Origin of the sequence: Seonamhaeicola sp. S2-3, assembly GCF_001971785.1 — a bacterium.
GTDB lineage: Bacteria > Bacteroidota > Bacteroidia > Flavobacteriales > Flavobacteriaceae > Seonamhaeicola.
In genome coordinates, this window is sequence record NZ_CP019389.1 from 3,385,630 (window position 1) to 3,400,478 (window position 14,849).

A 14,849-nucleotide genomic window follows, 5' to 3' on the forward strand; every position below is an offset into this window, starting at 1 on the left:
TAATTATGATGTTTAAGATAAAAAGAGAGCAATTTATTTGGGAATTTACTAGAATAGGTAAAATTCCATCTATCTATAAATCTATTGATTTTATTAATTGTAAATTCACCAATAACAAACAAATTACATCAAATAATTCACCAGTAATTAGCATAACTCTTTTCCCTACATTTTTAAAAGCTAATTTAGTTAATGAAAGTAAATATGTGTTAAAAAAAATTAATCATAAAAACTTTTCTGGTGCTGGAGTTAATGTAATAAAAAGCAACTCTATAGATGATTTCTTAAAGCAAGAACTAAAATCTCAAATAAGGAAAAATTTAAATAGAACAATAACCAGACTTGAAAAATGCTTCGAAATATCTTATAACTATTATTTTGGTTCTATTACCGAAGAGAAACTTTCATTTTTACTAAGCAACCTAAAACTTATGCTTGAAAAACGGTTTGATCAAAAAAACATGCTCAATAATTTTTTAAGCAAGTGGGATATTAATACAAAAGATTTATTTAATTTAATAAACACAAAAAAAGCATCTCTGTTTGTAGTTTATGACAGAGATAAACCTATTAGTATTTCTGTTAATAGGCATTATAATGATACCATTTTATTTAGTGATATTAACGGCTACAATCTAGATTATAGCAAATTTGGACTGGGACATTTAGATAATTACCTATTAGTTAAATGGTGTATTGAAAATGAATATAAATTTTTAGACTTAGGAAATGGTGTTGTAGAATATAAAAAACGGTGGTGTAATACTTTCTATGATTTTGAATATCATATATATTATAAAAAAGGCTCTGTTACTGCGTTAACTCTAGCTTATTTTGAGATATTCAAAATTAATATTAAAAATACAATCAAGAAATTAAAGGTTGATGATTGGGTTAAAAGAATATTAAATAAATTAAAACATAAAATATCTAACCCAAAAAGGGAAAATGTAAAATATATAAAGCCAGAAATTACAACTTTTAAAGAGCTAATAAACTCCAATAGTTTTAAACTAATTAATATTGACAATTCAGAATATCATAATATAAGAGAGCATATATATAACCAACTATATTTAAAGCAAGTTAATATTAATAACATAAAGGTATATGTTCAAAAAGATACTCCTAGCACATATTTTATTAAAATGCCAAAAGAAACCATTAAAATTGTATTAACAGATTATGAGTCATAAAAACATATTACACTTTTTTAATGAGCTAGTTGAAACACACCAAATCCCAAAAGCTTATAAAAAATTAAGCTTTAAGTTTAATAATAAAGCTTTTTTCAATTCTAAAGCTAATTGTGCAAAGGGAATATTGCCTAAAGTTGAAACCTATATTGCATTCCCTGGTTTTTTAACTCCACAATTTCATTCAAACCAATTTAAAGCAAAATGTATTGAGCAAAAAAACCAAGAATGTTTTGGCATTATTTTATCACCAGAAATTAAAAATACACAGGAATATTTAGTTCAAAATTTATCAAAAAACTCTAGATCTCCAATACTTAAAAAAAAGAAACGCTTAGAAGCTTGCTTTAATATAACCTATAAAGTTTTCTACGGAAATATTAATAAAGATGAGTATGATAGATTAATGAATACGGCTTATGCCATGTTAGTTAGAAGGTTTGAGCAAAGAAATGATTCTAACTTCATACTGAAAAACTGGAATAAATATCTAGAAATACTTTACCCTTTAATAAACCAAAATAAAGCATCTTTTTTTGTAATTTATAATGAAAATACTCCCATCCAAATATCAATTAATTTTCATTACAACAAAACCTTTTTCGCTTACATACCTGCATATAACATAGATTATGCTCAATTTGGGTTAGGAAATACAGCTGTTTTTAAGCAACTTGAATGGTGTATTGAAAATAACTATGAATACTTAGATATGGGTAATGGCGATTTAGAATATAAAGTCCGCTGGTGCAACTATCAATATAGTTTAGAAACTCATATAATATACCTTAAAAGTAATTTTATAGCTAGAATAAAAGCTTTAAAACCTATTTATAGAGTAAAACTTATAAACTTTATTAAAACCTTAAAAAATTTAAAGCAAAATAAAACACAAAACACAAAAACATTTAAGAAAATCCCATCAGAATATATTATTAAACCTATTGATGATATAGCATCTATAGAAAAACATAATAATCTTAAGGAAATTAATTTCTTTGAAACCCATACAACAAAACATCTCTCAAAAATTATTTGTGATTTTATTTATGCAGAAAAAGAACATTTAAATAAAATTAAAATTTATAGCATTTTAAATAGTTCTAATTATATAGTTAAAACACCAAACAAAGGAATTAATATTTTATTTAAGTGATAAAGTTTATATATATAATTAATATGCTTTTATAAATTAAACTTACTTTTCTATAAAAATAACAAACTAAAGATATCTCTTAGTTTCTTTAAACCAAGAAAACTAATTATAATTAAGTTGCCATGAAACAACAAGACTTTTATAACACCATTACAAGAAAACATCTTGTTCTTCCTTTTTATACAGAACTACATTTAAAACATAATGATTCTAAACTATATGTATCTAATAAAAATAAAAAATATAATATACAAACCCCCTGCAATGTAGCTTTATTCCCATCATACATTATACCTAAGTTTCATGCTGAAGATAGTTTAAAAACTATAACTATACCCCAAAAAAAAATAACTGGTTACTCAATATTAATTAATGAGAAAACTAATGATATTGATTCTTTTTTAAAATCTACTTATAAGAAAAGTTTTAGGTCTAATATTTTAAGGTTTGTAAACAGATTTGAAAATTGTTTTGACGTTAATTATAAAATGTATTTTGGGAAAATCTCTAAAGCAGAGTACACCTTTTTAATGGATAAATTGCATATAATGCTCACGAAGCGCTTTGACCAAAGAAATGATACAAATAAAGTATTACTAAATTGGGATAACTATTTAAAAACCACCTATGACTTAATTAATGAGAAAAAAGCGTCTTTGTTTGTTATTTACAATAAACAAAAACCAGTACATATCTGTATAAATCATCATTATAATAAAATACTTTTTGTTTCAGTACCATCTTTTGATTTAGATTATTTCAAATTTGCCCTTGGTAATATTTCGCTGTATAAACTTCTAGAATGGTGCATAAATAACAACTATACGTTAATGGATATGGCTTATGGCTATTTAGAATACAAACGCAGATGGAGTAATAATATTTATGGTTATGATCATCATATTATATATAATGAAAGTAAAATTGGAAATAGAATTTCAACCAAAATAGAAGTAAAAAAATTAGAATTTAAAAACTTTTTAAAAGATAAAAACGTTGATGAGATACTTGAAAAAGTGAAAAGAATATGGAGAAAAAAACACACAAAAGCCCTAAACACCTATTCTATTCAAGATATCACTAACTTAAACATTATTAACAATTTACCTATAATAACAGAAGAACTAGAGTTTTTAAAAAGACCTATTAATGATTATCTTTTTACCAATAAAGAACATGAAAACAACTTAAAGATTTACGAAATGCAAAAAGATAAAGAATACGCTTTTATAGGCTCGCAAAGCAAAAAAATAATAAAATTGAATTAATAATATCGAAATTATCTTACATATTGTCCAATATTGTTTTTATATTAAAAAAAACAATCAAACTTAGTGCTAAATAACCCCATTACTAAAAGAAATTTAATAAATGTTTAAGAAAATTAAAAAGAAGTTTAAGGTCTTTATGAGTATGATTAAAAATGCTCAATTTAAATATATTATTAAAACTATTAAAAGAAGAACTTATTCAAACATCTATTTTTTCTTAGTAAAAAAAGATGTCACTACAGTTGATTATAGTAAAGCACCAAAAGCCCGAATAGATATAAAATTAAGGGAGTATCAAAATTCTGATTATGAATATTTTAAAAATGATGCTTTAGGCAATAAATTAATTGAAGCCAAAATTCCAACATGTTTAGTTGCTGTTACTAATAATAATATCCCTTGTTTTAGATGCTGGTTTTTAGAACCTGCAAATCACAAAAAAGTTCAATCTTTTTTTGGCTATAACTACCCTGAACTAAAAGAAGATGAGTTTATGTTAGAGCTAGTACATACCGTAAAAGAATATAGAAGCCAATATGTATATGTAGCTGCTAATTTCATGCTTATGAAAAGAGCTAAAGACCTGGGGTACAAATGGGTAATAGGCTGTATTTCATTAGATAATTTACCATCGTTAAAAGGCGCTAATAGAGCTGGTGGACATCCTTATAAGTTACAAATCACAAAATGGAGGTTTTTTAGAAGAAAAACCATTTACGTAGATATCCCTGAAAAAATAAAAGCTAAATACCCTCAATTATCTTTTCCTTATTAAATGAAAAAACATTTAAATAAAACATATAAATACATTATTATAACATTAGTATTACTACCAAATATTTTTGTTATGGCGGTTGGTATAGAAAGTTTCCCCTTTACTTGTGCCCCCATGTTTGGTCATTATATTAATGAAGAAACAGATTTATATCTTTTCAAATTTGAAGGAGTAGTTAACAATAAAAAAATTAACTTAACAGAATATTATGGTAAACCCGAAGGCTATTTAATTAGGCATTTTTTTAGTAAAGTTTACGGTTCTACCGATACCATTTCTCCATTTACAAATAAATTACATGAAAATCATTCTTATTTTAAAACTAGAATGAATACTTTTTTTAAAACATTTGCTTCTTTTTTAGAAAAAGAATACAACCTTAAGTTTGAAAAAATAAACTTAATGGTTATAAAAGTAGACCCTAATAGAAACCCTCTATCAGAATATAAAATGCTAGGTTTTTTTAATACTAATGAGAGTCAATACTATTCTTTACATGATGAAAGTAATAAATAAAGTTATTAAACTAATTAAAGTTCTTATTAAAAACCCTTTAAGCATTTTAAGGTTTCTATTAGCTATTCTATTTACTAAAAAACTAGTAGGCTATATATATTTCATAGAAGAAATTAAAAACAACTCACAATACCCTTTAAGTAAAACATGGTTTACAAGTTTACTACCTAATTCAATGTTTAACTTAGACGTACATTTTTTATACCAATTAAAATTAGTTGTAATAATTGTAGGCTTATTAGCTGCTGTTGGCATTATAGGTAGGTTAAGTCTATTTCTATTATCTCTTTTAAGCTTTTATATTCTTGGTATTGTTGAAGGCATAGGGGTTTTTGATCACCATTTATCGCTACCCAGTCAAGTAATATTAATATTAACATTTATACCAGGAACTTTAAAATTATCTGTAGACAATTTTATTCATTCACTATTTAAAAACAAAAAAATAGTAATTACAGATACTCCTAAATGGAGTGTAAATTTAATTTTAGCTGTTGTTGTACTCACCTACTTTACAGCAGGTGTTTCAAAGTTAAGATACGGTAATGGACTTAATTGGTTGGATGGCTCAACACTAAGCTTCTATTTAAAAGAGCAAACGCTTAAATACAAAGAAGGGCAAATGCAATTAATAATTGGAGATAATAAAATTTCTGAAGAAAATAAGTGGAAAGATAGTATAGGGTTCAAAGCCCATGCCTATGGAAACTTCCAGCTTTCTAAAAAAAGAAATGCTATTGCAACTTATATTGCTAACAACAAAACACTAGTTATATTGTTATCTATAGGTTCTGTTTTATTTGAATTACTAGGATTTATAGTGTTTATTAATTCAAAATACCGAAATCTATACCTTATTTCAGCAATCTTATTTCACCTATCAATAGGTGCTTTAATGGGTATATCTTTTAGGCAATATAGACTAATATGCTTGTGCTTAATTGACTGGAAATCTTTATTCAATTCAATATCAGCACTCTTACCTACCCCAATTTTAAGTAAGTTAAAGACTAATTTACAATTAAACTAAATGGTTTTTATAATTTTGTTAAAACATTTATAATCATAAAGCGATAAGCAATGAAAATTCTATTCGGAAAAATAATTCTTTATTCTATTTTATTATTTATAGCCCTAGAAATTATTGTAAGGGTGTTTCATCTTTACAGTGAATACCCAACGTTTATTATAAATGATAAAAACGTAAAAACATATGCTCCTAACCAAGATGGATATTATACCACTGGTAACAGACGTATGAATTTTGCACAGTACCACATCAATAAAACAGGTTTCAATTCATATCGAGAATTTACGCCATCTGAAAACAAAACTGACATAGCCATAATTGGAGATTCTTTTATTGAAGGCTTACACCAAAACTACAACAATTCAATTGGTAAAAAATTAGAACATAAACTAAATGATAGTGTAAATGTTTTTGAATACGGTCATTCTGGTTATGATTTTGCAGACCAATTACACCTCATTTCTGCCTATAAAGAAAAGTTCCAACTAATAGATAAAACTATTATTTACTTAAAATTTGAAAACGATTTAAAAAGAGACTTTTATGAACCAGATCAATATTGGGTAGATTCTCAATATTTTTTAACACGAAGAATAGCTAAAAAAATAAAGCTCTTAAATTATGCTGAAAATATTGGACTTTTTGAACCAGTAAGAGATTTAAAAAGAAAAGCTGTTGCTTTTATTAAACAAGAAAAAACAAACTTTAATACTAATCAAAATATTAAAAAAGAATCTAAGAACTTAGATGAGGTATATCTAAATAACTTCAAAAAATTGATTACTGAATTTGGGTTTGATAAAGACAAAACCGTTTTATTGTTAGATTCAAGAGCTACAAGTGATGCTTTTTTAAACTTCTGCAAGAATCAAAATATAAAATACATCGATTTTGCAGCTTATTTTGAGAACAGCTCTACTCCTACCACGCTAATTTACGATATGCATTGGAACAATCATGGTAGAGAATTAATAGCAAATGCTATTGCTGATTACATAAAAAAAGAACAACAAAATTAGTTGTATTTTCCTTTTTAGAATTGGAAATATATAAAGGAACGATCTACTCCATCATCATAAAACAGTATCATTAGTAATACTACAATGGTGTAAACTGCAAATCTTACATATCTAGATTTAAATTTAAAAGGAGAACGCTCATCTTTTCTAATACGGTATTCATACAATACAAAAGCAGCAATAAGAATATAATAATCAATCATACGATACCCTTGTGGATGTACATACTCACTATATGAAAAATCAGAAAGAATTCTTTTAATAAAGCCAAATGCACTTGTTATAGATTCTGATCTAAAAAATATTCTAGAAAACGTAACAATACCAAAAGTTAGTATTAACTGCCCAATTTCTACTAAAGAAGGAAAAAATGAATTTTCTCCAACCACGCTATTTTTATATATGGTATTTCTTCCCATTAAAAAGACAGGTATAAAAACTAAAGCATGAAAAGCGCCCCAGAAAATAAACGTCCAATTGGCTCCATGCCAAAAGCCACTTACTAAAAATATGATAGCAATATTTCGTACAGATTTTAATTTACTAACACGCGAGCCACCTAATGGAATATAAATATAATGCCTAAACCAAGTTGATAACGAAATATGCCAACGCTGCCAGTACTCTGCTACATTTCTTGAAAAGTTGGGGAATTTAAAGTTAGACATAAGCTCTATACCAAAAAGTTTAGAGGTACCAATAGCTATATCTGAATATCCACTAAAGTCACCATAAACTTGAAAGCTAAATAAAGTAACTCCTAATATTAAGGTAGACGCAGGATAAGAATTGTAATTTAAAAAAACATCATCTACTATAGGGGCTAATGAATCGGCTATAACTATCTTTTTAAATAAACCCCACAGTATCAACTTTAAACCATCAACCACTTGGTTATAATCAAAAGTACGTTTATTAAGTATTTGTGATAATAAATTAGAGGCTCTTTCTATAGGGCCTGCAACCAATTGTGGAAAGAAACTAACAAATGTAGCAAAAGACAAAAAGTCTTTGGTTGGTTCTAATCTTTTATAATAAATATCAAACGAATATGACATCGTTTGAAATGTATAAAAAGAAATTCCAACAGGTAAAATAATTCGTAATGTCCATGTACTTTTTATATCATACCCAAAAAGCGACACCATATCTACCCAAGAGTCTACAAAGAAATTAAAGTATTTAAAAAAGCCTAAAAGACCTACGTTAAATATAACACTTACCCACAACCAACGCTTCCTATAACTAGGCTTATTATTGTTTTGATGTATTTTAATCCCCACAAAATAGTCTACTATAGTACTTAGTAATATTAAAGACAAAAATCTCCAATCCCACATACCATAAAAGACATAACTAGCTACTAAAACTAGTATATTTTGGGCTTTTAAATGTTTTTTAAAAACGAACCAATAAAGAACAAAAACTATAGGGAGAAAAATGAAATATTCTAATGAATTAAATACCATAAAACTTATTTAATTATTTCTTTTTTTATGAATACAAAAAAACTAATATTATTTGATACTATTCAAAAATAATCTTTGAAATGCAGTTAATTCCATTAAAAACATTTAAACACAAAAAAAGCCCTTACTTGTAGGACTTTTTTAATATTTTAAAATATAGAACTATTTTATAAATCGTTGAATATTGAATGCATTAAGCGCTTTTTATCGTTAATGCTTTCTTCTAATGAAATCATGGTTTCTGTTCTGTAAACACCTTCAATATCATCTAACATAAAAATAACTTCTTTAGCATGCTCTGTACTTCTACCTCTTACTTTACAAAATATATTAAATTTACCAGTTGTTATATGCGCTACAGTAACATAAGGTATTTCGTTAATACGCTCTAAGACAAACTTTGTTTGAGATGTATTGTTTAAATAAACACCTACATAAGCTATGAAAGAATACCCTAGTTTTTTATAATCTAACATTAAAGAAGAGCCTTTAATAATACCAGATTCTTCCATTTTTTTCACACGTACATGCACTGTACCTGCAGATATTAGTAATTTTTTTGCAATGTCTGTAAAAGGTATTCTTGTGTTATCTATTAACATGTCAAGAATTTGGTGGTCAATTTCGTCTAATTTTATTTTTCCCATAATTAGCTTTTCTTAGATAAAACCCAAAATTAATACATTTTTATTAATAATTACGCATAATCTATACGTTTTATTTTGGTAATAATACGATATTTTCATTTTTTATCATTACGAAAACGTTTTCGCTAGCTATTGAAAGCTTTTTCTTTCTATCATCTAACACCGCTTCTCCTTTAGCATCTATTTCTCTGTGACCATAAAAATTGTTTAACTTCTCTATGCATTGAACTACAGGCATAAATTCTAAAGTATTATCAACCAGTGTTTCTTGAAATTGAATGGCTATATCAACCAACCCTTCATTTGAATATCCTGCTGCATTTCTTATAATAACATCATAAAAGCACTTTTCATTTTCAGGAATACTAAAATAAGAGTCTATTTTACTTCCATCAACATTAAGTTCTGCAATATAACATAGAGATTTAATATAAGACATGTAAATAAGTTCTCTTGTATACTCTCTGTTATAATCGTTAGCAAAATGACCTGCTTCAAATAAAATAGTAGGTACGTTTTCACTTTGAAATGTATCACCAACGCAATTTATATTAAATGCATCATCATAAACACCAATTTGGTTGGGAATAACCTCTTGCAACGCATCATTCATTATGCCAATTATTTCCATAGCCACTCTTCTATTTTGAGTAACAGTACATTCTTTATCTTGTGCTGGAGATAAAAAAGATACCGTAGCAGATTTGTTATTTTTTCCAGCGCTAAAAATAGTACGCTGACCATGTAAATTAAAACAATAATAAGGTTTAAAAGCTTCAAATACTTTACGCAATACCAAACTCTCTGGCTGTGTTAAATTTTGCGCATCTCTGTTTAAATCTACCTTATTAGCATTTACTCTGGTGTAAACCTCTGCTCCATCTGGATTTAAAATAGGAATAATATATAAAGTACAGTGTTTTAAAATATGAATTAAACCACTTTCGGCTTCTTTTAAAGAATTTAAGAGATCAAATAAAGCCTTAGTTGTGGTAGATTCATTACCATGCATTTGAGACCACATTAAAACTTTTTTAGATCCAGTACCTATCTGAATTCCATAAATAGGTTTGTTTAAAACTGAATATCCAATAGTCTCAACCTTACAATAATTTTTAAGATTTTTAAGTAAAGGTTCTATATGGTTATTGGTTATATACCTACCAAAAAGCGTATTTTCTTTATTGTTTATAAAGAGGGATTTTATTTGTTCTGTTTGCATGAAATTATTTTTGGATACAAATGTAAACATTTACAATTTTACAAATGTAAACAGTGAAATCATCTGTTTTTAGTTACAAATGTATACTATTTAATGTGGCTAATATTAAATAACTGCCTCTAAAATCATTATAAATTAGTATAAACTTGTATTTCAGTAATTTAATAGGTATTATTTTAAGTTTTTATTTATGTTAATTTAAGTTTTAACACTTAATTTTTCGTATTAACTAATATATTTTTTACATTTGTAAACAATTAAAACATCATAATACAGTTTACAATGGTAAACACCGAAGCATTTACTAAAAGATTAAAAAAAGTAATGGATTACTACGGAGAATCTGCTTCTTCTTTTGCTGAAAAAATAGGTGTGCAGCGCTCTAGTATTTCTCATATATTATCTGGAAGAAACAAACCTAGTTTAGAATTTGTTTTAAAAATACTTTCCTCCTTTCCTGAAGTAGAACTGTATTGGCTTTTAAATGGGAAAGGACAATTTCCTTCCATACAAAAAACTTTAGATTTTAAAGATGAGCCAAAAAAAGAAGTTACTAACCAAAAAAATATTGAAACAAAACTAGATTCTACAAATAGCAATAAAACAATAGAGCGTATTGTTATTTTTTATTCTGACGGAACATTTAAAAACTTTCAGAATTAAACTATTCTTTAGTAGTTTTGCTAAAAACTACTTTATATGCGTTTTCTTTATTTATTATTGCTTTTTTGTTTAACAAGTTGCTACACCACGCAAAGAGATTGTACAAAGTTTAAAACAGGAAAGTTTTATAGTGAAATTACCCTAGATGGTGAGGTTTTAGTATCTGAATTTGAGAGAACTAATAATCTGCAAATAGAAACCTATAATAATAAAGTTGACTCTTCTCAATTACGATGGATAAATGACTGTGAAGTTATTTTTAAAACCATTAACCCTAAAAATATGGCAGAAAAAAAAGATGTGCATTTAAAAATACTTACTACAACTGATAGCTCTTATACCTTTGAATACTCTTATGTAGGCGAAACAAAAAAACAAAAAGGCATTGCCTACAAACGCAACTAATATGGTGGATACAAAAACGATTCTACCATATTAAACTTAAGTTCTTTATCTTTTGTTATTTCATAAGTTAAAAAGATTTCACCCCAAAATTCACCATCCGAAAAATCGGCTATAATCCACTTATGGTTTAACATTTTAACGGTATTAATCATCATTTTTCTTCCTTCACTAGACCCATAAGGTATTAAAGGATGTTCTCTTTTAACTTCGTTTAACTTATATAACTCGTCTTTTATAAAAGGAATTAATTCGTCAATTTTATAACCATCTCTTTCAAAATAACTAATAGCGTCTTCATTTCTATCTAAATTAAAATGAGAAACTTCTAAGAATGCATCTTCTAAAACATCTAAAGAATCTTTGTAGGTTTTAAGTTTAGCTTCTTTTTTAATTAATTTTTTATTTAAATCTTCAAAAACACGCTTAGAATTAACATACTGAAATAATACTAGTAATATTGAAAATATAAATAAGTAGATAAAAATTCTTTGCTTCATAATATGTTTATATTGTTATTTCTAATTCATCGTAAGCCAAAAATACATTTTCTGGCAATGTTTTTTCTACTTCATCATGAAAACCTAACAAATGACTAATATGAGTTAAGTAGGCTTTTTCTGGGTTCACTTTTTTTATAAACGCTAAAGCTTCTTCTAAATTAAAATGAGAATGATGCGGTTCTTTTCTTAAAGCATTAACCACTAAAACTTTTACATTTTTAATCTTTTCAATCTCCTTGTTTTTAACCGTTTTCATGTCGGTTAAATATGCAAAATCACCAAATTTAAAACCAAAAACCTGTAAATTGGCATGCTTTCCTTTTACAGGAACCACCTCTAAATTTCCTAATTTAAAAGGTTTGTTTTTTATTCTATTTAGTGTAACCGATGGCGCTCCGGGATATTTGTTTTTAGTTTTAAAAACATAATCAAACCGTTGCTTTAAAGATTTTAAAACACGCTTATGTGCATATAAAGGAATATCTCCTTGTCTAAAATAAAACGGACGAATATCATCTAACCCCATAACATGATCTGCATGTTCATGTGTAAATAAAATGCCATTAATTTTATTGCACCCTGCTCTAAGCATCTGGTATCTAAAATCTGGCCCGCAATCAACAACATAAGTATAATTATCCCACTCAACTAAAACAGAAACACGCAACCTTTTATCTTTGGAGTTATTACTTAAACAAACAGGGTGTTTGCTCCCTATTATTGGAATACCTTGTGATGTACCAGTGCCTAAAAATGTTATTTTCAAAAAAAAATAATTTTCTATTTAACAAATAAATCTACTAATATCAATAGAATTCAACTAAAATAAAATTTCATATTCATAATTTCAAATCTTAAGTTTTATTGAAATCATAAAATAAACTATTCTAAATATTTGGTATTGAAAAGTAGCTTACATACTCAACAAAATTAAAGTTATTTTTTTATATACCTCTATTATTTGATACCTTTGTTTCTATATTTTCAACCCAGAAACGACATGGAAATAACCATTAAAGGAGACAGAGAATTTGATGATGTACCATCAATAAAATCAAAAGCACTTCGCATAAATTTAAATCAGAATATTTACGGAACATTTGCAGAAATTGGAGCAGGACAAGAAACCTGTAGGCAATTTTTTAGAGCTGGTGGCGCTTCAGGCACTATAGCTAAAGCCATGTCTGCCTATGACAAAGCTTTTAGTGACGCCATATACGGTGCTGAAGAAGATGGTAGATACGTAACATTATCTAGATTACGAAAAATGTTGGCTCATGAGATGGATTTGATGGAAAAAAGAATTACCCGTGAGGAGCATCCTGATAAAATATTTTTCACATATGCCAACACCGTAGCTACCATAGATTTTGCAAAACAATTTAAAGGCCATGGTTGGGTAGGTATAAAATACCAAGTTGAAGCAGGACAAGATTATAATGAGATTATTCTTCACCTTAGATTTAAAGAAACTGATGCTAGATTGCAACAAGAAACTTTAGGTACCTTAGGTACAAATTTAATTTACGGTGCTTTTTACAAATATAACGAACCAAAAAAACTGCTAAAATCTTTGTATGATCATTTAGACAAAGATCAAATAGAAATAGATACTATAAACTTTTCTGGTCCTGTTTTTAGCAATGTTGATAACCGTTTAATAAGCTTGCAATTAGTGAAAAACGGTATGACAGATGCTGTGGTTTTTGGTCCTGACGGAACCAATGTACTTCCTGCGAGAGTATTTTATAAAAAGAACATTTTAGCGCTTCGTGGTAGTTTTAGACCTGTTACTAGAGTAAACATGGAAATGTATGAGAAATCATATGAAATGTTTATTAAAGAAAAGAAAGTAGACCCAAAAAACACCATGACAGTATTTGAGATAACACTGTCTAATCTACGTGCTGAAGGAGAAATTGATGAACAAGATTTTATTGATAGAGCAGATTTATTATGCGCATTAGGGCATTCTGTAATGATTTCTAATTTCCAAGAATATTATAAAGTTGTTGAATACTTCTCTAATTACACCAAAGCTAGAATGGGATTAGCTATGGGGGTTAGTAATTTAGTAGATATTTTTGACGAAAAATATTACCGCCATATAAGTGGAGGTATTTTAGAAGCCTTTGGAAAACTATTCTTTAAAGATTTAAAAGTTTACTTATACCCAATGCTAGACCCCAAAACAGGCGAACTAATAAATAGCGAAAATCTTAAAGTATATCCCCGTATGAAAGAGCTTTATAAGTTCTTTAAATACAATGGAAAAGTGATTGATATTAAAGATTTTGATCCTGATATTATGCACATCTTTTCAAGAAAAGCACTTGAAATGATTGAAAGTGGAGAATCTGGGTGGGAAGCTATGTTACCTGAAGGAACTGCAGATTTAATTAAAGATTACAGGCTGTTTGGCTATACCAGAAAACCTTTAAAACCGCTTACTATAAAACGTAGAGTTTCAAAAAAATAAAACAAAGCCCTTTTTAAGGGCTTTTTTTATTCTCCTAATATTTGAGATGTGTGTTGTTTGGTTTTTACTTTAGTAATCACCTCTTCAATAACTCCATTTTCATTAATTACAAATGTGGTTCTGTGAATACCATCATATTCTTTTCCCATGAATTTTTTTGGCCCCCAAACACCAAAAGCCTCAATAACTTTTTTATCTTCATCGGCTAAAAGCGGATACTTAAATCCATATTTATTTTTAAAATTCAATTGTCTTTTAGCACTATCGGCACTTACACCTAAAATTTCATATCCTTGAGATTGAAAGCGTTCAAAATTATCATTTAAGTTACAAGCCTCGGCGGTACATCCAGGAGTACTCGCTTTAGGATAAAAAAATACAACTAGCTTTTTCCCTTTGTAATCAGATAATTTAATAGTATTTCCTTGTTCGTCTAAGGCTTCAAAATTTGGAGCCTTATCTCCTGCTTTTAATGTGGTCATATTTTATAACTTTGTTTTC

The 14,849-nt window shown here is 27.4% G+C and carries 16 protein-coding genes; 10 read left to right on the forward strand and 6 right to left on the reverse strand.

What is annotated here, in order from left to right:
- The first annotated feature begins 5 nt into the window (after positions 1–5).
- The 7 genes from BWZ22_RS14830 (at position 6) to BWZ22_RS14860 (ending at position 6,963) form a co-directional block, all read left to right on the forward strand.
- Positions 6–1,196 (forward strand): GNAT family N-acetyltransferase, encoded by a 1,191-nt coding sequence (locus tag BWZ22_RS14830; protein ID WP_083692393.1) that lies wholly within the window; start codon positions 6–8, stop codon positions 1,194–1,196.
- Positions 1,186–2,352 (forward strand): GNAT family N-acetyltransferase, encoded by a 1,167-nt coding sequence (locus BWZ22_RS14835; RefSeq protein WP_076701415.1) that lies wholly within the window; start codon positions 1,186–1,188, stop codon positions 2,350–2,352. Before BWZ22_RS14830 ends, BWZ22_RS14835 begins: the two co-directional genes overlap by 11 nt.
- 122 nt (positions 2,353–2,474) lie before the next feature.
- Positions 2,475–3,620, forward strand: coding sequence for a GNAT family N-acetyltransferase (locus BWZ22_RS14840; RefSeq protein WP_076701418.1), 1,146 nt, complete (start codon positions 2,475–2,477; stop codon positions 3,618–3,620).
- A gap of 103 nt (positions 3,621–3,723) precedes the next feature.
- Positions 3,724–4,398, forward strand: a complete 675-nt coding sequence (locus BWZ22_RS14845; protein ID WP_157607989.1) for a hypothetical protein — start codon at positions 3,724–3,726, stop codon at positions 4,396–4,398.
- A complete protein-coding gene (locus BWZ22_RS14850; protein ID WP_076701423.1) occupies positions 4,399–4,914 on the forward strand; it encodes a hypothetical protein in 516 nt (171 codons plus the stop codon).
- Positions 4,895–5,944 (forward strand): HTTM domain-containing protein, encoded by a 1,050-nt coding sequence (locus BWZ22_RS14855; RefSeq protein ID WP_198027629.1) that lies wholly within the window; start codon positions 4,895–4,897, stop codon positions 5,942–5,944. Before BWZ22_RS14850 ends, BWZ22_RS14855 begins: the two co-directional genes overlap by 20 nt.
- Positions 5,945–5,994: 50 nt before the next feature.
- Positions 5,995–6,963: a hypothetical protein gene (locus BWZ22_RS14860; protein ID WP_076701429.1), complete on the forward strand. Its 969-nt coding sequence runs from the start codon at positions 5,995–5,997 to the stop codon at positions 6,961–6,963.
- 14 nt (positions 6,964–6,977) lie between these two features.
- Here BWZ22_RS14860 and BWZ22_RS14865 read toward each other — a convergent pair whose 3' ends face one another.
- From BWZ22_RS14865 to BWZ22_RS14875, 3 genes are all read right to left on the reverse strand, one after another.
- Complete coding sequence (locus BWZ22_RS14865) at positions 6,978–8,432, reverse strand: MBOAT family protein (RefSeq protein ID WP_076701431.1); 1,455 nt, start codon at positions 8,430–8,432, stop codon at positions 6,978–6,980.
- A gap of 167 nt (positions 8,433–8,599) precedes the next feature.
- Entirely contained in the window at positions 8,600–9,079 is a 480-nt protein-coding gene (locus BWZ22_RS14870; RefSeq protein WP_076701434.1) for an Lrp/AsnC family transcriptional regulator, read from the reverse strand.
- Positions 9,080–9,149: 70 nt separating this feature from the next.
- Positions 9,150–10,301 carry a M14 metallopeptidase family protein gene (locus BWZ22_RS14875; protein WP_076701436.1) on the reverse strand — a complete coding sequence of 384 codons (1,152 nt, stop codon included), beginning with the start codon at positions 10,299–10,301 and terminating at the stop codon, positions 9,150–9,152.
- A gap of 282 nt (positions 10,302–10,583) precedes the next feature.
- On the opposite strand from BWZ22_RS14875, the gene BWZ22_RS14880 reads away from it, so the two are divergent.
- Positions 10,584–10,964 carry a helix-turn-helix domain-containing protein gene (locus BWZ22_RS14880; RefSeq protein WP_076701439.1) on the forward strand — a complete coding sequence of 127 codons (381 nt, stop codon included), beginning with the start codon at positions 10,584–10,586 and terminating at the stop codon, positions 10,962–10,964.
- A 36-nt stretch (positions 10,965–11,000) separates the two neighbouring features.
- On the forward strand, positions 11,001–11,369 hold the full coding sequence (locus tag BWZ22_RS14885; protein WP_076701442.1) for a DNA topoisomerase IV: 369 nt from the start codon (positions 11,001–11,003) through the stop codon (positions 11,367–11,369).
- Here BWZ22_RS14885 and BWZ22_RS14890 read toward each other — a convergent pair.
- Positions 11,366–11,866: a hydrolase gene (locus BWZ22_RS14890; protein ID WP_076701444.1), complete on the reverse strand. Its 501-nt coding sequence runs from the start codon at positions 11,864–11,866 to the stop codon at positions 11,366–11,368. The genes BWZ22_RS14885 and BWZ22_RS14890 overlap by 4 nt on opposite strands.
- A gap of 7 nt (positions 11,867–11,873) precedes the next feature.
- On the reverse strand, positions 11,874–12,635 hold the full coding sequence (locus BWZ22_RS14895) for an MBL fold metallo-hydrolase (protein WP_076701447.1): 762 nt from the start codon (positions 12,633–12,635) through the stop codon (positions 11,874–11,876).
- 234 nt (positions 12,636–12,869) lie between these two features.
- On the opposite strand from BWZ22_RS14895, the gene BWZ22_RS14900 reads away from it, so the two are divergent.
- Entirely contained in the window at positions 12,870–14,348 is a 1,479-nt protein-coding gene (locus BWZ22_RS14900) for a nicotinate-nucleotide adenylyltransferase (RefSeq protein ID WP_076701449.1), read from the forward strand.
- Between the two features lie 26 nt (positions 14,349–14,374).
- Here the strand turns inward: BWZ22_RS14900 and bcp are convergent, their stop codons facing one another.
- Positions 14,375–14,830, reverse strand: a complete 456-nt coding sequence (gene bcp / locus BWZ22_RS14905) for a thioredoxin-dependent thiol peroxidase (protein WP_076701452.1) — start codon at positions 14,828–14,830, stop codon at positions 14,375–14,377.
- Positions 14,831–14,849 lie beyond the last annotated feature (19 nt).

Excerpts from the sequence above, each read along its gene's own strand:
- BWZ22_RS14830 (WP_083692393.1), top strand. The coding sequence starts at position 6 with ATGATGTTTAAGATAAAAAGAGAGCAATTTATTTGGGAATTTACTAGA.
- BWZ22_RS14835 (WP_076701415.1), top strand. The coding sequence starts at position 1,186 with ATGAGTCATAAAAACATATTACACTTTTTTAATGAGCTAGTTGAAACA.
- BWZ22_RS14840 (WP_076701418.1), top strand. The coding sequence starts at position 2,475 with ATGAAACAACAAGACTTTTATAACACCATTACAAGAAAACATCTTGTT.
- BWZ22_RS14845 (WP_157607989.1), top strand. The coding sequence starts at position 3,724 with ATGTTTAAGAAAATTAAAAAGAAGTTTAAGGTCTTTATGAGTATGATT.
- BWZ22_RS14850 (WP_076701423.1), top strand. The coding sequence starts at position 4,399 with ATGAAAAAACATTTAAATAAAACATATAAATACATTATTATAACATTA.
- BWZ22_RS14855 (WP_198027629.1), top strand. The coding sequence starts at position 4,895 with ATGATGAAAGTAATAAATAAAGTTATTAAACTAATTAAAGTTCTTATT.
- BWZ22_RS14860 (WP_076701429.1), top strand. The coding sequence starts at position 5,995 with ATGAAAATTCTATTCGGAAAAATAATTCTTTATTCTATTTTATTATTT.
- BWZ22_RS14865 (WP_076701431.1), bottom strand. The coding sequence starts at position 8,432 with ATGGTATTTAATTCATTAGAATATTTCATTTTTCTCCCTATAGTTTTT.
- BWZ22_RS14870 (WP_076701434.1), bottom strand. The coding sequence starts at position 9,079 with ATGGGAAAAATAAAATTAGACGAAATTGACCACCAAATTCTTGACATG.
- BWZ22_RS14875 (WP_076701436.1), bottom strand. The coding sequence starts at position 10,301 with ATGCAAACAGAACAAATAAAATCCCTCTTTATAAACAATAAAGAAAAT.
- BWZ22_RS14880 (WP_076701439.1), top strand. The coding sequence starts at position 10,584 with ATGGTAAACACCGAAGCATTTACTAAAAGATTAAAAAAAGTAATGGAT.
- BWZ22_RS14885 (WP_076701442.1), top strand. The coding sequence starts at position 11,001 with ATGCGTTTTCTTTATTTATTATTGCTTTTTTGTTTAACAAGTTGCTAC.
- BWZ22_RS14890 (WP_076701444.1), bottom strand. The coding sequence starts at position 11,866 with ATGAAGCAAAGAATTTTTATCTACTTATTTATATTTTCAATATTACTA.
- BWZ22_RS14900 (WP_076701449.1), top strand. The coding sequence starts at position 12,870 with ATGGAAATAACCATTAAAGGAGACAGAGAATTTGATGATGTACCATCA.
- bcp (WP_076701452.1), bottom strand. The coding sequence starts at position 14,830 with ATGACCACATTAAAAGCAGGAGATAAGGCTCCAAATTTTGAAGCCTTA.